This window comes from Legionella worsleiensis, assembly GCF_001467535.1.
In the GTDB taxonomy this organism is placed as follows: domain Bacteria; phylum Pseudomonadota; class Gammaproteobacteria; order Legionellales; family Legionellaceae; genus Legionella; species Legionella worsleiensis.
Map to the genome: position 1 here is coordinate 103,104 of NZ_LNZC01000005.1, position 20,326 is coordinate 123,429.

Genomic DNA, 20,326 nt, shown 5'->3' on the forward strand with positions numbered 1-20,326 from the left:
CACAATCCATGTGATTGAGAATTTAAGACTTTGTAGCCTCCAAAATCATATTATTGACTGACATCTGGTATGACAACACGCAAAACATCATGCTACAATTGATAAATAAAAGAATCTGCATAACAAAACCATGAGCGTACTCGTATTTGACATTGAAACCATCCCCGATATAGACGCAGGACGCAAGCTCTATGATCTGGAAGGTCTAAATGATCTTGAAATTTCACAAGCCATGTATGCTTTGCGCAGAGCAAAAACTGGAACTGATTTTCTACCGCACTATCTACAGAAAATATGTGCTATATCTCTGGTTTTAAGTCATGGTTCACAACTTAAAGTGTGGTCTCTTGGGGATATTTACTCGGATGAAAAAGAGTTAATTACCCGTTTTTTTGCTGGTATCGACAAACACATCCCAACCCTGGTCAGTTGGAATGGTAGCGGATTTGACTTACCTGTTCTCCACTATCGCGCTCTTTTACATGGTATAAGCGCACCCACCTACTGGGAAACTGGCGAACATCAACAGTCATTTAAATGGAACAACTACCTGAGCAGATTTCATTATCGTCATATCGATTTGATGGATGTTATCGCAGGTTATCAGAATAAAGCATTTGCCCCACTGGATGATATTTCTACCCTGCTTGGCTTTCCTGGTAAAATGGGAATGAGTGGCTCTAAAGTCTGGGAACAGTTTGCTGCTGGTCAAATTAAAGAAATAAGAGATTATTGTGAGACCGATGTACTCAATACTTATTGTGTGTATCTACGTTTTGAGCTTATTCGTGGCAACATCACCGTCGATGAATACAGTCAGTCTATAGAGCACTTAAAAACTTATTTGCGTACAGAATCTGATAAACCACATTTAAACGAATTTCTACAGCAGATGACATAATTTTTAAAAAAGATGGCTTCTTTTTCTGCTTCACAGAGCAGATATACTATTTATTACTTTTAAAATTAAGGCAACCCTAATGTCTGAACCACTTATCAATATCACACGCAGACACGCTTTAATATTTGCCTTTTTTTTAGTCTCATATGAGTTTTTAACTTATCTGGCTAACGACATGATAATGCCAGGCATGATTCTTGTGGTCAGACTGTTTAATGCACCTGAGTCCATGGTTGCCACTTCGTTAACAGTCTATGTTCTTGGTGGAGCAAGCTTGCAGCTAGTACTTGGCCCCATCTCTGATGCGTATGGAAGAAGACCCATGATGTTACTGGGAGCGAGTTTATTCTTTATTTTCACCCTGTGGATTGCCTGCTCCTCTTCTATGAATCAGTTCCTTATAGCTCGATTTTTTCAAGGTATGGGATTGTGTTTTATAGGCGTTATAGGCTATGCGACCATTCAGGAAATGTTTGAAGAAATGGACGCCGTGCGCATTATTGCAATCATGGCAAATGCCACAGTTTTAGCACCTTTATGTGGACCAATATTAGGCGCTATAGTAATTCACTACACCTCCTGGCGTGTTATATTCGTGATGATAGCATTGTGCGCTATTCTGGTACTTTGGGGATTATGGCGATATATGCCTGAGCCGATAGGCCAGACTCGTAAAGATGGCTCTCATCTCCCCAGAGCAACATTAACAGCACGTGCTGTATTTAATAACTACAAAGATCTCTTAACAAATTTGCAATTTTGTACCAGCGCTTTGGCAACTGCAGTCATTGGTATACCTTTTGTTACCTGGATTGCCCTTGCGCCTATTATTATGATCAAGGAAGCACAACTATCGGTCATCCAATACGGTTTATGGCAATTACCAATATTTGGAGCAACCATTTTAGGAAACTGGTTTCTCCATCGCTTAACTTACAGATTGAACATAAAGACCATCATCTATCTAGGCTGTATTATCATGAGTGCAGGTATGATGTTAATAACATTATTACCCTATTTTTATGGTAATCATTACATCTACTTAATTCCTGGTATTCTGATTTATTTCTTTTCCCTTAGCGTCATCAATGCGCCTTTAAACCGGTTTTGTCTGTTTACTACCTCGGTTAGCAAGGGAACCGCTTCGGCCATAATCAGCATAAACGTCATGGTGATTGCGGCACTTGGTATTGAGTTAGGTAGTGCGTTTTATCGCACCCACAATAATCTGCACTTTGGTCTTTACTGTAATGGGATTGGCTTGTTATTTTTACTGCTTATTGCATTAACATTTATGAAAAAAAATGAAATGTCAAACAAGCCTATGGATTCTTAAATACAAAGAATAACCAAGTCTTAGCAAACCGCCTGGTTAAGAGAAGATGTATATAATGACCTTTTCTTTCATGTACAGAACTCAAAATTCATGTAAGATAAAATACCTTTATTGAATTATCTAAAAGGATGTATGATGACATTAGCTAATAAGTTTAAAGCCGTTGACAAACAATTTGCAGATTTTCAACATCTATTATCATGTAATACACCATCTGAATTAAAATTGAATTGTTCCTTATCACAGGAGCAGCAACAGATTTTCAAAAACGTTCTGAATGAACTGCAAATAATCAGAGAGTTCTATCACGATCGCTTTTACAATAAAGGCATTATTACACAAGAGGAAGTAATAAAGCAGTACAGTGAGCTGCATACACTACTCTTGCAATTGAGCACAAATACCCTGTCTTTGGATCAAGCGCTCCAAAAAATTAACACCAAATCGGAACATTGGAGTTTAGACATTATCAAAAAGAACATACTTAAAGTCTGTTATGCTGTTGCATTCTTAATACCAGTAGTTGCTGGTGTGTCATTACTTGCTTTTGTCTTTCCGCTCATGACCTTTAGTCTTACCTCCGCTCTAATCCTAATGGTTTCTGGAGTTGTTTCGCTAAGTCTATCGCTGTCCAAAATTTGGGATAACCTTTCCAGTGTTGAATCCACTTCGTCAGTAAAAAATAATACAGGATTGGAGCAGTCATTTCTGGGCAATATTCATACCCTCTTCGGTACGAAAAAAGACGCCAATCAACTCATCATAGAACAAACTGATATCAGCAAAAATAACAGTTCGGAAGCTAGTATGGAGCTCAATCTCGGAGACTATTCTGGTTTACAGATAGTTTAATGGCTGATGCTAATTTAGGGAGTAATAATTTATCAGACTACTCCCAACCTCAAGCGACTTGTGAAATAAGAAGATTAAATCATTGTCTCTTAATTACTTTGTGAGCAGGATGCGTTTCTTTTATTAAAAATAAAGCGATGAGTAGACTAGCCATAAAGCACAGAGGCATGACTAACAAGGCAGTTTGATAGCTTGCGATCTCATAAACATGCACACCATTTACTAATCTCCATGAATCTGTTTGTTGGAGAATATAACCAACCAATGGTTGAAATATAGCGCCACCAATCAAAACAGACAAATTATTAAATCCTGAGGCAGTCCCAACTAATTCTGGTGGATTATTCTCTTTAACTACGGCAAAGCTTACCGTTTGCCCACCTGCGCCCAATCCCAAAACAAATAAAACGGCATAAGACCAACTGTAAGGCAATTGGGGATAATACAGCAGTAATAAAGTAGCAATCAGACCTAAAATTGCACTTATAATCAAAGCAATACGCCTGCTTTCAATTCTATCGCTAAACCAGCCAAGCAAGGGACTCCCTACTCCTATACCAATCCAGATCATACTGCATAAACCCGATGCGGCCACAACAGAAACCTGATATTTTTCTTGTAAATAGGGCACACCCCAAAGCGCTGCAAAAACAGCGATCGGGGTCCAGATAGCAAAGGCATATCCGCCAGTAATCCAGGTATGTGCATGTCTACAGACAGCAACTAGCCGTTTCCACTCATCCTTGAGATAGTGTTGAGGTATGGGTTGATTTTGCTGATGAGGATAATCACGAATAAACGCCCAAAAAAAACCAGCCAACACAAAACCAACGATCGATAATATAAAACTTGCGTTACGCCATCCCACAACGGCAATTAAGGAAGCAAGCGGCATTTCTCCAAATATCGCACCTACTGAACTCATCAATTGAGCAATCCCAGCAAGTATGGCGAAATAGTAAGGAGGAAACCAACGTGAAATAAGCACCAATACGCCTATGAAGGAAAATGCAGAACCAACACCAATTAAAAATCGACCTATGCATGCAGTAAATACACTATCCGTTGATGCAAAAAAAGCAGAACCGACAGCACATAAAATTATGGCAAAAGTCATCAGTTTTCTGGGGCCATATCGGTCGTATAATACTCCAGCAGGTAATTGAGATGGTGCGTAAGCATAAAAGTAAAATGCAGAAATGACGCCAAACCCCTGTCCTGAAACACCGAAGGTTTTCATCATGGATTCGGCCATGACACTGGGTGCAACCTGAAGAATAAATTCATATAAATAAAAAGAGGCTGCGAGAAAAAAAATACAATACGCTGTAGCCAGACTTTCACCTACTTCATTTTTAGTTCTTACAGTGCAATGTGCGTTCAATTTAAATTCACTCTGATTGGAATTGCCCATTTAAACGCAAGGCGATTTGGTTTGTCAATATGAATTTAGTATAGGATATATTGCGCCTAATAGTGCAAGTTTTTTTGCACCAGTTATTGAAGTTAAATTTACGGGAATTTTATCCAGGGTTTTAGCAGCGAGCCAGGCAAACATCATAGCCTCCAGATAATCAGGACTATAACCCGCATCTGCAATACTGGATACCCTGACATGAGGTAATAAATCCGCTAAGGTTTGCAGCAAATGCGTATTGTGAGCACCTCCGCCACAAAGATAAACCTGTTTTGTTTCTTCATGACAACGGATAGTATTGGCAATTGCTCTCGCTGTTAAAGCCAATAAAGTAGCCTGAATATCAACAGGCTTATAATCGTCATCAAGGTATTTGTCTAACCACGATAAAGAAAAATATTCCTTACCAATACTTTTAGGTGAGGGTAAAGAAAAAAAAGAATCATTGAGTAATTGTGATAATAAAGGCTCAATTACCTTGCCTTTCTGAGACCATGAGCCCTCCGCATCATAAGGTTTATGAAGATGACGCATGATCCATGCATCCATCAGACAATTTCCTGGACCGATATCCCAACCACGAGTAGGTTGGTTCGGATGAATGAACGTCACATTGGAAATACCGCCAATATTAACAAGGCTCGTTTGGGAATCAACACTGGCAAATAATTCGTGATGATACAGTGGAGCAAAAGGAGCGCCCTGGCCGCCATTCACCATGTCTCGAGTACGAAAATCAGCAACTACGGTGATTCCTGTGAGTGACGAAATGGTATGTCCACAACCCAACTGCAAGGTATAAGGAATAGCGCTGGTACTGTCGTGACACACCGTTTGCCCATGACTTCCTATAGCCTTGATTACCTTGGGCGAGATCTTCGTTTCATGAAGGAGTTTATTTACGGCAAAAGCAAATTCTCTACCTATTAACGTGTTCAGTTGACATAGTGCAGCAAGACTTAATAAATTGCCACTCACCACATCATCCAATTGTCTCTTCAATTCGTCACTGTATTGTTGGGTGATGCCAAATTCCAGCCTATTAGAAGGCAAGTCTACCAAAGCAGCATCTATACCATCCATACTGGTACCTGACATTAATCCTATATATAAACTCATGAAACACTCAAAATATTAAGCCAGTTGGTATATAGTACTAAATACGCAGATGTCTGACAAAGTTATCATAAAATAAATTGGTTAGTCGGCAGCAGAGGTAAAAAATGACTACTTTATATTAAGGAACGAAATGCCCCTCTCCAGAACACCTTTTATTTACACCGCCTGTTTATCAGGTTTTTCTTTGATTACCTTTGATTTATATCAACCTGCTTTACCGACTATTATTCACTATTTTCGAACCACTCACGAATTGGGGCAATTAACACTTAGTGTTTATCTTTTTGTTAACGGGATTGCTCAGCTTTTCTGGGGGCCTATAATCGATCATTTTGGCAGACTGAAATCCATAGTTCTAAGTATGTTATTTTTTTTACTGGCAACTATTATTTGCATTCAATCAACCTCTATCTACATGCTTATCATAGGAAGAGCGTTACAAAGTTTTTTTATTTGTTGTTCTGGAGTGATAGCTATATCCTCAACCAGGGATTACGAAAATACCGTAGAACGAGCTAATGTTATTTCTCACATTGCAATGATTGTTTCCATCTCACCGATTATTGCGCCATTAATAGGCTCGTTGGTATTCATGAATTCAGGATGGAAATCAAGCTTTGTATGTATGACACTGGTTGGATTTGTTCTTCTTGTTCTCGCCAAACCTTTTTTAAAAGAGTCACCCGCATGGAAGAAGGATAAAACCTCATTTTCTTTCATTAAATCACTGCAACAGTATGTCCTGATTCTAAAAAATAGATCAATGTGGTTGGGAATGACTATTTTTACAGCTTCATTTACTAATATTATGATCATAATAATCAACATAACCTATCTGATTATTGACCAACTGCATTACTCACCAATTACCTTTGCATGTATTTTTGCGTTTAATGGATTTTCAATGATCTTGGGTAATTTCATAGGCATTCGATTGCGAGATGTTTTTTCATTAAGATGGAATATGTGTTTTGGGAGTATTTTGATTGTCATGGGAACATGCACGTCCCTTATTCTCTACTTGTACTTTGGACTTAGCCTAACTTGCCTTATTCCCTTATTGTTAAGCACAATGGGGGTAACCATTGTTAACCCACCAGCTCTATCTCTTGCTCTTGGAGATTTTTATGAAAATGCAGCATCGGCAACGGCAGTGATCAATGCTGTACGTATGAGCCTCTCTGCTTTAATTGCAGGAATTATAGGCAGCTTGTTAACGACCAATTACTACATTTTGCCTATGAGTATGATGACTATGGGAATTATTTGTTTCTTTTTGAGCATGTTGCAAACCAGTGAAAAGGCAGCTTTTTAAAAAATTCTCTGTATTGTTCGGTTTCATTAATTTTGTCATTCCCGCAAAGGCGAGAAACTATAGTGACGATGGAAAAAGTCAAATTAAACATAGATCCCCACCTGACGCAGCAATGACAAAACTAAAGAAACTGAGTAGTAAAGAGAAAAATTTTACACACTCAACCTGTTTGATTTGTATTCAAAAATGCCTGAAACTCAAATGCCAGGGATTTTAAAACATCTGTAAAAATTTTCCGAGGTACTTCTGGCTATGGTTTCAAAGTCAGTTCCTCTCAGATTTGCTAAAGTCTCTGCTACATATTTTACCAGTGCAGGATGATTTTGTTTTCCTCTGAAAGGAACTGGAGCCAAATAAGGTGAATCCGTTTCAATTAAAATTCTATCCAGAGGAATTTGTTTTGCGACTTCTTGAAGTGCTGTCGCATTTTTAAACGTGACGATACCGGAAAAAGAAATATAAAAATTAAGATCTATAGCTCTTTTGGCAATATCAATATCCTCTGCAAAACAATGCATCACCCCACCTATTTCATTAGCCTTTTCTTCTTCCATTAAAGCAAGAGTATCTTCTGCTGCTTGGCGAGTATGAATAATTAAGGGTTTTGCCGTAATTAATGCCGCTTTTATGTGTTCTCGAAAACGCTGTCTTTGCATTTCTCGTGCTTCATCGGTAAGCGTTCGATAATAATCAAGACCCGTCTCGCCAATCGCAATACACGCAGGGTTAGCCGCCATATCGCAAAGTAAGGAAGCAGTCACTGGTGTTGTCATTTCGCTGTTTGGATGAACACCCACAGAAATATTAATATTAGGATATGCTGATGCAATAGCTTCTAATTGGGGATAGTCACTTAATTCAACGCATACAGTTAAAAAATGATTCACACCTTGTTCCTGGGCACACTGAATCACTTGAGACAAATCATGGTTAAAATCGGTTAAATCAATAAAATTCAAATGACAATGTGAATCAACGAGCATATAAATCCTTACAATTAAACGAATCAGATGGTATCAGTCATCTGGGTTGATTTTAACATACCGGCTAAATAGGTTTCTATTTTGTTACATAAATACCTACTGTTTTCACCTTGAAATTGCACTCCTATTCCAGAGGGCTTATTTCCCTGAGCGCCCTTGGGAGTAATCCATACCACTTTAGCATTAACCAAATAGGCATCTGGCTCATTAATCAGCTTTACTGACAATTGCACCAACTCACCAAGAGGATAGATATGATTTGTTCTGATGAAAAGGCCCCCTCCTTTCACAAAAGGCATATAAGCCAAATACAAAGAGGCTTCGCTGGAAAAGGAACAGTTTATCAATTGAATTTTGTCTGCCATAATTTTTTCCTATTGAATACTTAAGATGTTAAATCGTCAGCACCAAGTGAAAACAACAAATCTTCTAAAGCTAATGTTTGATTCACATTCATATTATGGCTTATTTTTTTCAAGAGCGTATTAATTTTGTCAATTTGTCTGAATAATAACAAAGGAGAAACTAATGGTACTAATCGATTAAGTTGCTGCGATGCAGGTTCAGAAATGCTGTGTTTTTTTATGTGCATTATTTGTATTTGAGAATAAACCAAATACAAAAACCATAAAAAACTACCTAATTCATAATGAGTCCACGCAGATGCAAGAGAACAAGGATGCTGCTTTCGTTCAAGCAGGGCAATAAGTCCATCTAAAATAACATCGGCATCCCTAAAAACAACAGCTCGGTCTGAATCCGGCGCATAATATGTTCCAAGAGATAATAAATTAGTTGAGTCAGAATCATCTATTCCTGAAAAAGTAAGAATCTGACAACGGCTTAATACGGTTGGCAAGATTGTACTTAATTGTTCTGCCATAAGGATAAATACAACGTGTTGCGCTGGTTCTTCCAGAATTTTCAACAAAGCATTTGCCGAAGCGGTATTCATTCTGTCTGCTGACTCAATGACAATTAATCGATAATCGGCACGTTGGGGAGTTAAATAAGCCGAACGATGTAACTCTCTGATTTGATCAATTTTTATTGCCCCACCATTTTTTTCAGGCTTTATCCATTCAACATCAGGATGTTCCATTCGAGCTACCATCTGGCAGTTACTGCAACTCAAACACGGCTTATTATGCTCTGACTGGCAAAGCACTAAACTCATTATTTGTTTAACAAATGATTCAAGACCACAATGTAGAGGACCTACCAAAAGCAAAGACTGAGGCATACGCTGCTGAGCGAAAGCAGCTTGAATTTTTTGCCATTGTTCACAATGATTCATCTTAACGCTCTATAAATTGAATAATTGAATCTTTAATTGCACATTGTACTGTATGCAAAGGCTGGCTTGCATCAACAGTTACAATATCTGGATTTTGCTGAATATGATTGATATAGGTTTGATGGACACGATGAAAAAAATCCAGGGATTGCTGTTCAATTCTGTCATATGCCCCACGTTGTCTTACTCTTTGCATCCCTGTTTCAGGAGCAATATCTAAATATAAAGTAAGATCAGGTTTAAAACCATCAAGACAGAAAGCGGATAATCTTTTTATCATTTCTAAATCCAATCCCCTACCCCCACCCTGATAAGCCAGTGTAGATAATTCAAATCTGTCTGCTATAACCCATATCCCTTTTTTTAAAGCAGGTTTGATCACTTGCTCGATTAATTGGATTCGTGCCGCATAAAGCAAAAGCAATTCCGATTTGTCATCGAGGACATCACTGTATTGAGGATTTTTGATTACTGATCTTAAAATCTCGCCAATATCCGTTCCTCCCGGTTCACGAGTCGTTACAGTAGAGATGCCTCGCTGCGTTAATTCATTAATGACAGTGCCCACAGCAGTAGATTTACCTGCTCCCTCAAGCCCTTCTATTACTATTAATTTTCCATGGAACAATGTCATTAATTGTCCTTACGTTGATATTGATTAATCGCTTTTCGTTGTTGTTCATAGGTTTCTGAAAACTGATGAGAACCATCTCCTCGCGCAACGAAATAAAGATATTGAGAAGGCTGAGGATGCGCTGCTGCATCAATAGATTCTTTACCAACCATTGCAATAGGCGTGGGAGGTAACCCTTTATTAATGTATGAATTATAGGGTGATTTAACGTACAGATCGTTATGCGATAATTTACCCTTATAATCTGCTCCAAGAGCATAAACAACTGTGGGATCCATTTGTAAAGGCATAGATTTTTTTAATCGATTTACAATGACGCCTGAAATTAATTTTCGTTCCTGCGGCAGAGCCGATTCTTTTTCAATTATCGATGCCGCAATCAATAACTCATAAGCATTACGATACGGCAAATCAGAAGCCCTATGCGACCAGGCATCATTCAGGTATGAAAGCAAATTACCGTGTGCGTGTTCCAAAAGTTCTTTACTGCTGCTTCCTCCCTGATATTGATAGGTGTCAGCAAGCAACAATCCCTCAGAATTAGGATAATTTCCCTGAATGCCAAGCCAATCTTCAGGATGATAATGCAAATACGGTGCTTTCATTAAATCTTGAGCTACTTTGTTTTGAGTCGTTCCCTCAATAATTGTAAACTTTTGTTTGATTACATCCCCAGCTACTATTCTCTGGAGTAACTCAATAACGGTCTCACCTGGTTTGAGGAGATAAACTCCTGCTTTAATCTGATGTGAAAGACCTTTGTAACGAATGATCAATAACAAAAATCGAGTCGAATGGATAAGTTTTTTTTCTTTTAACAGATTCACTACCTGGTACGCAGATGCTGATCGTTCAATAGTGATTATTTGGTTTGAAGTACTTTCAACTGCAAGGGGAGTAAACGCTAATTGATAGACATACCAGACGAAATATAAAAAAGACATAAAAAACAGAGCAAAAATATAAAGTGCCAGTTTTTTATGCCTTGCGGAGTTCATTTAGATTCGCTTAAACAGCAAACTGCCATTTGTGCCACCGAAACCAAGGGAGTTACTCAAAGCATAATTTATGGTTCTTTTTTGTGGCGTGTGCGGAACATAATTCAAATCACAACCCTCATCAGGATTATCCAGATTTATAGTTGGAGGAGCAATTTGATCTTTTATTGCTAAAATACTGATAATTGCTTCGACTGATCCCGCAGCCCCTAACAAATGTCCGGTCATTGATTTGGTTGAGCTAACAGCAAGATCATAAGCATGTTGCTGAAAAATTCGTTTAATGGCTTTGGTCTCGTTCATATCGTTAAGATAAGTTGAGGTGCCGTGGGCGTTGATATAATCCACTTGTTGAGGATTTATACCTGCATCATGTATTGCTGCTTCCATAGCTCGAGCAGCACCGTCAGCATCTTCGTCAGGAGCGGTGATGTGATAAGCATCTCCAGACATACCAAAACCTGCCAATTCAGCATAAATTTTAGCGCCTCTTGCTTTCGCATGTTCATATTCTTCCAGGACAAGTATACCGGCGCCTTCTCCCATAACAAAACCATCTCTGTCCTTATCCCAAGGTCTCGAAGCTTTTTCCGGCTCATCATTACGCTTGGATAAAGATCTGACTGCTGAAAACCCAGCAAGACACAGTGGTGTTGTGGTCATTTCTGCTCCACCACAAACCATAACATCTGCGTCACCGTAAGCAATAATTCGACCAGCCAGACCAATATTGTGAGTTCCAGTAGTACATGCAGTAACTACAGAAATATTGGGGCCTTTTAAATTATGCTTAATAGAAATCTGTCCAGCAACCATATTAATTATGCCTGCTGGAATAAAAAAAGGTGAAACTTTACGCGGACCGCCAGAAACCAGTTTATCCTGATTGTTGGTAATCGTTTGAATTCCACCGATACCCGCACCTACAGCAACTCCTGTACGGCGTGATAAAGCTTCATCAATCTTTAGACCAGAATCAAGAATTGCCTCTTCCGCAGCAGCAATTCCATATTGCGTAAACACGTCCATTTTACGAGCATCTTTGATAGGCACGTAGTTCTCAATATTAAAATTCTTGACCTTGGCCCAGATTTTCGTGCTGTATTCACTGGTATCAAAATCTTCAACCATTCCTACACCACTGACTCCAGCCAATATATTTTGCCAAGTTTCTTGTACATTAAGTCCGACCGGGGTAAGCATCCCCATGCCAGTAACAACTACACGCCGTTTATTCAATCAAAGCTCCTCGAAAAAATTAAGCTTCTTCTTTGTTTAAGTTAGATTCAATATAGTCAATAGCTTCTTGAATCGTGGTGATTTTTTCTGCTTTTTCATCAGGAATTTCAGTTTCAAACTCTTCTTCCAGAGCCATTACCAACTCCACTGTATCAAGAGAATCAGCACCCAAATCGTCCACAAATGACGCATCATTTTTTAGCTCTTCTTCTTTAACGCCCAATTGTTCAACAACAATTTTACGTACACGGTCTTCAACTGTACTCATAACTTGATTTTCCTCTTTCGGTTTATAGAAATACTTTAAATGCTGACGGTTAGTTTATTCAATTATACAGATAACGCAAGAGCATTTAATTCATATACATGCCGCCATTGACATGAATTGTTTCACCTGTAATATATTTAGCACTGTCTGACGCTAAAAAAGCAACAGCATCAGCTACATCTTCCGCTTGCCCTAATTTGCGCATTGGAATTCTTTTTAACATTTCGTCTTTTACCATATCAGGCAATGAAGTTGTCATATCGGTATCAATGAAGCCTGGGGCAACTACGTTTACAGTAATACCTCGGCTACCGATTTCCTGAGCCAATGATTTTGAAAAACCGACCACGCCCGCCTTAGCCGCAGTATAATTTACCTGGCCTGAATTACCACTTGAACCAACAACAGAACCTACAGAAATAATTCGACCCCAGCGGGCTCGAAACATGGGCTTTATAAAGGTCTTGGACATTTTATAGATAGAATTTAGATTAGTCTCAATAACCCTGTACCATTCCTCATCGTCCATTCTTAACAGTAAATTATCCGCAGTAATCCCTGCATTATTTACCAGAATTGAAGGACATTGATTTGTTTCAGTTAATGAAGTCATCAGATTCTCAATTTGTTCTGAATTGGTAACATCCAAAACAATGCCTTTGCCTGATAATTTCTCTTTTTCAAACAATGTATTAATCGAATCAGCGCCCTGTTCTGTAGTTGCAGTTCCAAAAACAAACGCACCACATCGTGCAAGTTTAACCGCAATTGCCTGACCAATCCCGCGGCTTGCTCCGGTTACCAAAGCTATTTTACCTTCTAAAGTTATCATCACGCATCCTCTTAAGCTGGAATATGTAATTGATCCACTACCTGATCCAGGCTAATGGTGTCATAAACACTAATCACATTTAAACTTCGGTCAATTCGTTTAACCAATCCATTAAGAACTTTTCCTGGACCGCACTCTATGATGAGATCAATACCTCTATTCTTAAACATTTGAATAGTCTCAACCCAACGCACAGGACTATATAATTGTTCTTTTAACTGTTTTCTAATATGGTCTGCAGAATAATAGACACTTAAATCCACATTACTGATTACATCTATTGCGGGATTTTTAAAATCAGTTTGCGCCAGATCTTGTGCAAAAAGCTCAGCAGCTTCAGTCAACAAAGGGCAGTGACAAGGAACACTGACAGGAATTATTTTTGCCAAACGTGCTTCAGCGTCATTTGCCAATTTTATCATACGTTCGACTGCAGGAGTATGGCCAGCAACAACTATCTGTCCAATAGCATTATAATTTGCAGGAGTAACTTTCTCTTCTTCCGTGCTTGCTTCCACACATAAAGTATTAACCTGCTCATCGGTCAATCCTACAATGGCCGCCATTGCACCAAGTCCAAGAGGAATAGCATTTTGCATCACCTGACCTCGGCGAGCAACCAGGCGTACAGCATCGGAGAGTGATAATGAGTTGGCGCAAACCAAAGCAGCATACTCTCCCAGGCTGTGTCCAGCCATAATCAAAGGATGAGGAAAACCTTGTTGAATTAATAATCGAAAAACTGCCACATCAGATGTCAGCATCGCTGCCTGAGTATGCTCGGTCTGGTTTAATTTCTCAACCGGTCCATTCTGAATCAAATCCCATAAATCATATCCTACTGCTTCAGATGCTTCTGCAAAGACATCAGTAACAATTGGATATTGAAGAGAAAAATCTGATAACATCCCTACAGATTGTGATCCTTGACCAGGAAATACAAACGCTGTGTTAGTCATAATAGAATAAACCTTTTTAGTTAATTAGTACCGAATGACCATTGCACCCCAAGTCATTCCTCCACCAAATGATTCAATTAATAACAACTCATCTCGTTTTACCTTGTTGTTTTTAATGGAATGATCCAGCGCTAGTGGTATAGAGGCTGCTGATGTATTGCCCTGATTACCAATAGTAACGATAACTTGCGACATAGGGAGAGACAGTTTTTTAGCGATTGCCTTGATAATACGTATATTAGCCTGATGTGGAATTAGCCAGTTAATATCTGACTTGTTTAATTGACTGAGTGCCAGTACTTCATCGACAACATCACCCATAATATTCACAGCAATTTTAAATACTTCATTTCCACGCATACCAATCGTTGTTCGATTCTCTTCAAATGCAGTATTAGGCAGGGTGAGTAACTTGTCTGCATCATAAGCAGAATGTAAAACACTTCCCAAAATACCTTGACGCTCGCTAGCACTCAATACAAGGGCTCCGGCACCATCACCAAAGAGAACACAGGTTGATCGATCCGTCCAGTCAACAGCTCTGGACATGCTTTCAGCACCAATCACCATCACATGGCGAGCGGCACCTGTAGCTATATACTGTTTAGCGATATCCATAACATAGACAAAACCGCTGCACGCTGCGCTAACATCAAAAGCGGGAATAGGTTTTTTTATTTTTAATGCATGTTGTACGTGACATGCTACGCTTGGAAAAAAATGATCGGGCGTGCAGGTTGCAACAAGAATCAAGTCTATTTCTTCAGCAGCAAGACCGGACGAAGCCAAGGCGTGTTCCGCAGCCCGAGAGGCCATATAAGAAGTAGTTTCATGAGGTTGGGCAATGCTACGACTGCTGATTCCAGAGCGTGATACTATCCACTCATCGTTTGTATCCAGCATTTTTTCGAGGTCAGCGTTGGTGAGTTGTTTCTCAGGAGAATAACTTCCCGTGCCACTAATTACAGCATTTTTCATAACAACAATCCCTGATTTATAAAATCATTAATTTGATCTCGTACTAAATCAACAACATTACTCTGTGCTTCAAGAACTGCTTGCTCTATAGCGTACTCAAATCCGAGTTCGTTGGCTCCACCATGGCTTTTAATCACAATACCGTTTAGACCAAGCATGCTGGCTCCGTTATAGCGTGAAGGATCCAGGCGGTTTTTCAGGTGTTTCAAAGCGGGTAAGGCAATAAGGCCTGCCAATTTTGTAAACCAGTTTCTGTTGAACGATTCTTTAAGCAACGTCAGTAACAACTTTGCTAAACCTTCGCTTGCTTTAAGTGCTACATTACCAACGAATCCATCACAAACAACCAGATCTACATCACCAGAATAAAAATGATCACCCTCAACGTAGCCCACATAATTCATTACAGAACATTCAGCCAACATATGAGCGGTTCGCTTAACCTGATCATTGCCTTTGATTTCCTCAACTCCGATATTGAGTAATGCAATTTTGGGTTTCGCTTTTTTTTCAATAGCCTGAATCAAAGCAGATCCCATTACTGCAAACTGAAAGAGATGCTCTGCGCAAGAATCAACGTTAGCTCCCAGATCAATAACCCAGGTTTTACCTTTTATTGTTGGTAATTCCGAGATGATTGCAGGTCTGTCAATTCCAGGCAAGGTCTTCAAGACAAAACGGGCGGTAGCCATTAAAGCACCAGTATTACCGGCGCTTACGCAGGCTTGTGCTCTGCCCTCTTTAACCAGGTTTATGGCCACTCGCATGGAAGAGTCTTTTTTATTGCGCAATGCATGTGAAGGCAGTTCATCCATGTTTACAACCTCGGATGCATGAACTACCGTAAACTGATTTGAAGACAATACACCATGCTTCTTTAATGAAGCAGTCACTTTGTCTTGCACACCGACAAGTAATATCTTCAGATTAGGATTTTTTTTAGCTGCACGCACACAGGCAGGAATCACCACACTTAGACCATGATCCCCACCCATTGCATCAACTGCAATGGTGATATTGTTCAAGAATATTACTCTTGTTCTTCGTAAGCAGAGGAAGAATCAGTGTCTATCACTTTTCTGCCACGATAATAACCGTCTGGTGTCATGTGATGACGAAGATGCGTTTCACCAGTGGTTGAATCAACAGACAATGTTGGCTTGGTTAAAGCGTCATGAGAACGACGCATATCACGTCGTGAACGTGATTTTTTATTTTGTTGTACGGCCATTGTATTACTCCTAAACAATTTGCATTCATAAAGCGGGAATATTACCGATATTTTAGCTTCAATCCAAGTATTTATTGCACAAAATATTAAGATGTTTCAATTTTCCCGGTTAAAATATCATTTACTTCGCTACTGCAATCCTCAATTTCGGTATGAAACTGGGGGGCATAAAGATGTAATTCATCAACAACAAGCTCAAGGAGATCGACTTGCCAGTTGGATGCAACAACACATTCATAAAGTTCAAGAATCTGCTCCGCTCTCTCGTCGCTACGACACACAGCAACAGTAGTCTTGTTGTCATAAGAACTGGGAAATTCGGATAAACATCGCTGACATATAACCTGAAGAACACCGTTTGTGTGCAGATGTAGTAAAAAATAATCATCTTTAGCTTCTACAGACAAAGCAACGGTCAATTGACACGGGCCATGAATGAAGCTAGGTAACCTTTCGTGAACTGTTACCGTTTGAATTTGCTGGCTTTGTTTCGCCAGTTCGGGTAAATGAAGCATGTATTCAAACATCCAAAAGCAATATTATCCACCATATTGTTAAAAATATCAACCAAATGATGTTTTTAACCTCTTCAAAAAACGTCTAATCTCAACAAGCTGTGTTAAAGACTCAATCATTATTTCGGGAAGTATTTTACCATGTTCCGGTGTTTCACACAAAGATAACACTATTTGAACTGTCTATATCTCCTTCTTTTCACATTTTTGTGAGATAATAATGCATTATGATGTTTTAATTTTAACGGTACTATGCAGTATGAGCGCTAAAGTCATTGTAGGTATGTCTGGAGGGGTAGATTCTTCTGTTGCTGCCTGGCTTCTAAAAGAACAAGGTTATCATGTTGAAGGCCTGTTCATGAAAAATTGGGAACAGGATGATACTGATACTTTCTGTCCCGCAGCGCAAGATCTCGCCGATGCACAAGCGGTTTGTAATAAGTTACGTATTCCTCTTCATACCGTCAATTTTTCAGAGCAGTATTGGGATAGAGTATTTGCTCATTTTCTAAGTGAATACGAAAAGGGAAGAACTCCTAATCCTGATGTGTTATGCAACAAGGAAATTAAGTTCAATGCTTTTTTAAACCATGCCTTGGAGCTGGGAGCGGATTTCATCGCCACTGGACATTATGCAAAAAACAAAATTGCAGGAGACATCGGTTATCTCTATAAAGCGAAAGACAGAGATAAGGATCAGACCTATTTCCTCCACGCCATAGAGCCCTGCGCTCTGGCAAAAACCTTGTTCCCTGTTGGCGATTATAATAAATCACAAATACGTGCTTTTGCCAAAGATTTAGGATTGATTACTCACGCCAAAAAAGATTCAACCGGTATTTGCTTTATCGGTGAAAAACGCTTTAAATCATTTTTAAAGGAATTCATCCTGTCCAAGCCTGGCGACATCAAAAATACCGATGGAACCACAATTGGTCGGCACGATGGTTTAATGTTCTATACATTGGGACAACGCCAGGGTCTGGGAATAGGCGGCATGCAGCACTCATCTGACGAACCGTGGTATGTGGTTGAAAAAGAAGTCAAGACAAACACCCTATATGTGGCACAAGGTAGCCAACATCCCATGCTCTACGCTCAGGGACTCATCTGCGGCCCTATTCACTGGTTAGCGGAATGTTACGATAAATTACCGATTACATGTTATGCCAAAACCCGCTACCGTCAGACTGAGCAAGCCTGTATGATTTCCCCTCAAGATGGAAATCAGCATTATATTATGTTTTCCAGCCCCCAAAGAGCAATTACACCTGGTCAATATGTCGTTTTTTATGATAAAAACCAATGCTTGGGTGGAGCGACAATAGAACAAATCATCCGATAATTGTTATAATTTATTATATGAGACAACACTTTTTATCTAACCGGAGTATATAATGGCTACAGTTGATATAGCACCTGCCACAGGTGATGTACACTTTTCTGTCAGCGCAGCGGATAAAGTAGCAGAATTAATAAGAGAAGAGGATAACTTTAATCTTAATTTACGTGTTTCCATCACAGGTGGGGGTTGTTCAGGATTTCAATACGGATTCAGTTTTGATGAACAAATTAACGATGACGACACTATAGTCGAGCAACGATGCTCGGATGGCGAATCTTCTGTAAAGCTCCTGATTGATTCCATGAGCTATCAATATCTGCATGACGCAGAAATTGATTACATTCAAGGTATTCAAGGGGAGCAGTTTGTCATCAGGAACCCTAACGCAAAAACAACCTGCGGATGCGGCTCGTCTTTTAGCATTGATGATGAAGATTAGTTCAGATACAAACTTCAAGTAGAAAATCACCATTCATCAAGATGAATGGTGATTTTTTTTAGGTATCATATCTCATAATGACTTGTGTCAGTACGGTTTAATGATCACTTTTGTACCTATTTTCATAAAGTTACGACTCAGCCAATACGCATCACTGGGTTTGACTCGTACACATCCGTGACTTGCGTTATAGTTTGGCACATCAGGGGAACCGTGTACTGCATAATATTTACTAAAAAACATGCAATAGGGCATAGGAGCCCCGCCACGTCCACGTGGGTATCGGCTGGACTTACAACCTGGCCCGCCCTTACTGATTATTCGATATACTCCAGAAGGAGTTTTGCATCCTCTACCCACATCAGGACAATAGCTTTTTCCACCTGATCCTCGGCCAGTTCTAACTACTTTGCCATTTTCGTTAATGGCTTTCCAGGTTAAGGTATTAGGATTAAAGATAAATGTATTACCAGCCGCATATGCAGATTGATACACGACAACCATGAACAAAAGAAATAAAAATCGAATTAAAAATATAAAACGAAGGTTGGACTTGTCCATAATTTTTCCTATTTCATTTCCATTATCTTGAGTTTAGTTTAAAATTAGGACAAATCAAACAAATTGAGGTCATTTTTTAACATGGCAGCTTATTTCAACGTCATCTATGACCTAATCGTTGGAGAATGGTTATTTCACTTACATACTGAAATTCAATCAATTTATTAGGGTCTGTTGACATATATGGACCCTGCCGGGTCTTGTCCACGGCATCCAGTAGATGGTCAAATTAAAGTATGAACTTTCTAATGGATTGATTAAGAGGAGCAAACTCATAATACGACGGTTCTTACTAACAGCACTCTTTATGTAGGAGCTAGGACAGACCTTAATAAACGTACTTGTGAGCACAAAAATAAATTCATACCCGGCTTCATAGCCAAATATAACGTACACATGCTGGTTTATTATGAAATGGATGAGTTGTATATTGAAGCAGCTCGCCGTGAAAAACGTTTCAAAAATTGCCCAAGACAGTGAAAATGAAATCTAATTGAAAAACTTAATCCCGAATGGTGCGACCTATTTGAAGAAATTTGCCAATGATTGAGAGCGACTGGATGCCGTGGACAAGCCACGGCACGTAGGCAGCGGTGAATTGTCAACATACCCTAGTAAAAAAATTTTTGATAATTCGGATACGAGATAAAATGTTTTAAATTTAGGATTGCCTGTATTATTTAGTCGCTTACCGACTGTAATTTATCAGTATGCTTAAAACAAAGAAATTTATTTTTCAAATTAGATCAAAATTCATGCCAGTCAAGACTGTTTTTTAAATTTTTTTATTGTTAGTATACATGGTGATATTTAAATATGTTATTTCATTCTTGTGGATATTTTTATCTACACCTTCAAAAAATTTATCTCTAAAATTCTATCAATCAATTAAAAGAGCTTATTCCATAAGACTTATCACGTCTTTTTTTCTCATTATTCAGTTTTTTACTTATCCACATATTCTGTGGATAACTCTGTGAATAGGCTCTTAATCTGCATATGAATTGTGACTGATAATGAATGACTCATGTTACGCACGATCAATTTTAGGCTGCCATTTTTTTTAGCTCCTGCCAAGCAATCTGGTTCGCTCTAACAATAAGTTTA

Annotated in this window: 21 protein-coding genes and 2 pseudogenes; 7 read left to right on the forward strand and 16 right to left on the reverse strand. The window is 39.0% G+C overall.

The genetic code is table 11. The features are described from left to right. The first annotated feature begins 130 nt into the window (after positions 1-130). From Lwor_RS03665 to Lwor_RS03675, 3 genes are all read left to right on the forward strand, one after another. Positions 131-901, forward strand: coding sequence for a 3'-5' exonuclease (locus Lwor_RS03665; protein WP_058492551.1), 771 nt, complete (start codon positions 131-133; stop codon positions 899-901). A 79-nt stretch (positions 902-980) separates the two neighbouring features. Next, positions 981-2,237 carry an MFS transporter gene (locus Lwor_RS03670; RefSeq protein ID WP_058492552.1) on the forward strand — a complete coding sequence of 419 codons (1,257 nt, stop codon included), beginning with the start codon at positions 981-983 and terminating at the stop codon, positions 2,235-2,237. Between the two features lie 132 nt (positions 2,238-2,369). After that, positions 2,370-3,089 (forward strand): DUF5638 domain-containing protein, encoded by a 720-nt coding sequence (locus Lwor_RS03675; protein ID WP_147279841.1) that lies wholly within the window; start codon positions 2,370-2,372, stop codon positions 3,087-3,089. Between the two features lie 79 nt (positions 3,090-3,168). Here the strand turns inward: Lwor_RS03675 and Lwor_RS03680 are convergent, their stop codons facing one another. Next, positions 3,169-4,473 (reverse strand): MFS transporter, encoded by a 1,305-nt coding sequence (locus tag Lwor_RS03680; RefSeq protein WP_058492579.1) that lies wholly within the window; start codon positions 4,471-4,473, stop codon positions 3,169-3,171. A 54-nt stretch (positions 4,474-4,527) separates the two neighbouring features. Beyond that, a complete protein-coding gene (locus tag Lwor_RS03685; RefSeq protein WP_058492554.1) occupies positions 4,528-5,625 on the reverse strand; it encodes an anhydro-N-acetylmuramic acid kinase in 1,098 nt (365 codons plus the stop codon). 130 nt (positions 5,626-5,755) lie between these two features. On the opposite strand from Lwor_RS03685, the gene Lwor_RS03690 reads away from it, so the two are divergent. Beyond that, on the forward strand, positions 5,756-6,940 hold the full coding sequence (locus tag Lwor_RS03690; RefSeq protein ID WP_058492555.1) for an MFS transporter: 1,185 nt from the start codon (positions 5,756-5,758) through the stop codon (positions 6,938-6,940). 197 nt (positions 6,941-7,137) lie between these two features. On the opposite strand, the gene Lwor_RS03695 is transcribed toward Lwor_RS03690, so the two are convergent. The 13 genes and pseudogenes from Lwor_RS03695 to Lwor_RS03755 form a co-directional block, all read right to left on the reverse strand. Beyond that, positions 7,138-7,923, reverse strand: coding sequence for a TatD family hydrolase (locus Lwor_RS03695; RefSeq protein ID WP_058492556.1), 786 nt, complete (start codon positions 7,921-7,923; stop codon positions 7,138-7,140). A gap of 23 nt (positions 7,924-7,946) precedes the next feature. Next, positions 7,947-8,288 (reverse strand): PilZ domain-containing protein, encoded by a 342-nt coding sequence (locus tag Lwor_RS03700; protein ID WP_058492557.1) that lies wholly within the window; start codon positions 8,286-8,288, stop codon positions 7,947-7,949. Positions 8,289-8,308: 20 nt separating this feature from the next. Beyond that, a complete protein-coding gene (locus Lwor_RS03705; protein WP_058492558.1) occupies positions 8,309-9,220 on the reverse strand; it encodes a DNA polymerase III subunit delta' C-terminal domain-containing protein in 912 nt (303 codons plus the stop codon). Position 9,221: 1 nt separating this feature from the next. Continuing rightward, positions 9,222-9,854, reverse strand: coding sequence for a dTMP kinase (gene tmk / locus Lwor_RS03710; protein WP_058492559.1), 633 nt, complete (start codon positions 9,852-9,854; stop codon positions 9,222-9,224). Further along, on the reverse strand, positions 9,854-10,852 hold the full coding sequence (gene mltG / locus Lwor_RS03715) for an endolytic transglycosylase MltG (protein WP_058492560.1): 999 nt from the start codon (positions 10,850-10,852) through the stop codon (positions 9,854-9,856). Before mltG ends, tmk begins: the two co-directional genes overlap by 1 nt. Then, a complete protein-coding gene (gene fabF, locus Lwor_RS03720; protein ID WP_058492561.1) occupies positions 10,853-12,091 on the reverse strand; it encodes a beta-ketoacyl-ACP synthase II in 1,239 nt (412 codons plus the stop codon). It abuts the gene before it with no gap. Positions 12,092-12,110: 19 nt separating this feature from the next. Further along, positions 12,111-12,371: pseudogene (acpP, locus tag Lwor_RS03725) on the reverse strand (acyl carrier protein); the annotation flags it as partial. 73 nt (positions 12,372-12,444) lie between these two features. Further along, positions 12,445-13,191: a 3-oxoacyl-ACP reductase FabG gene (gene fabG / locus Lwor_RS03730; RefSeq protein ID WP_058492562.1), complete on the reverse strand. Its 747-nt coding sequence runs from the start codon at positions 13,189-13,191 to the stop codon at positions 12,445-12,447. Between the two features lie 11 nt (positions 13,192-13,202). Continuing rightward, positions 13,203-14,150 (reverse strand): ACP S-malonyltransferase, encoded by a 948-nt coding sequence (gene fabD, locus Lwor_RS03735; protein WP_058492563.1) that lies wholly within the window; start codon positions 14,148-14,150, stop codon positions 13,203-13,205. A gap of 24 nt (positions 14,151-14,174) precedes the next feature. Next, positions 14,175-15,128, reverse strand: coding sequence for a beta-ketoacyl-ACP synthase III (locus tag Lwor_RS03740; RefSeq protein WP_058492564.1), 954 nt, complete (start codon positions 15,126-15,128; stop codon positions 14,175-14,177). Beyond that, the gene (gene plsX / locus Lwor_RS03745; protein WP_058492565.1) at positions 15,125-16,153 is read right to left on the reverse strand and encodes a phosphate acyltransferase PlsX; all 1,029 of its coding nucleotides are present in this window, start codon (positions 16,151-16,153) and stop codon (positions 15,125-15,127) included. Before plsX ends, Lwor_RS03740 begins: the two co-directional genes overlap by 4 nt. 5 nt (positions 16,154-16,158) lie before the next feature. Continuing rightward, positions 16,159-16,359: a 50S ribosomal protein L32 gene (gene rpmF, locus Lwor_RS03750; RefSeq protein WP_058492566.1), complete on the reverse strand. Its 201-nt coding sequence runs from the start codon at positions 16,357-16,359 to the stop codon at positions 16,159-16,161. A gap of 86 nt (positions 16,360-16,445) precedes the next feature. After that, positions 16,446-16,874, reverse strand: a complete 429-nt coding sequence (locus Lwor_RS03755; RefSeq protein ID WP_058492567.1) for a YceD family protein — start codon at positions 16,872-16,874, stop codon at positions 16,446-16,448. 259 nt (positions 16,875-17,133) lie between these two features. Here Lwor_RS03755 and mnmA point away from each other — a divergent pair, with 259 nt between their 5' ends. Then, entirely contained in the window at positions 17,134-18,219 is a 1,086-nt protein-coding gene (gene mnmA / locus Lwor_RS03760) for a tRNA 2-thiouridine(34) synthase MnmA (RefSeq protein WP_058492580.1), read from the forward strand. A 52-nt stretch (positions 18,220-18,271) separates the two neighbouring features. Then, on the forward strand, positions 18,272-18,658 hold the full coding sequence (erpA, locus tag Lwor_RS03765; protein WP_058492568.1) for an iron-sulfur cluster insertion protein ErpA: 387 nt from the start codon (positions 18,272-18,274) through the stop codon (positions 18,656-18,658). 87 nt (positions 18,659-18,745) lie between these two features. Here erpA and Lwor_RS03770 read toward each other — a convergent pair whose 3' ends face one another. Continuing rightward, complete coding sequence (locus Lwor_RS03770; RefSeq protein WP_058492569.1) at positions 18,746-19,219, reverse strand: L,D-transpeptidase; 474 nt, start codon at positions 19,217-19,219, stop codon at positions 18,746-18,748. Between the two features lie 294 nt (positions 19,220-19,513). On the opposite strand from Lwor_RS03770, the pseudogene Lwor_RS13420 reads away from it, so the two are divergent. After that, positions 19,514-19,765, forward strand: a pseudogene (locus Lwor_RS13420) (GIY-YIG nuclease family protein); the annotation flags it as partial. Positions 19,766-20,326 lie beyond the last annotated feature (561 nt).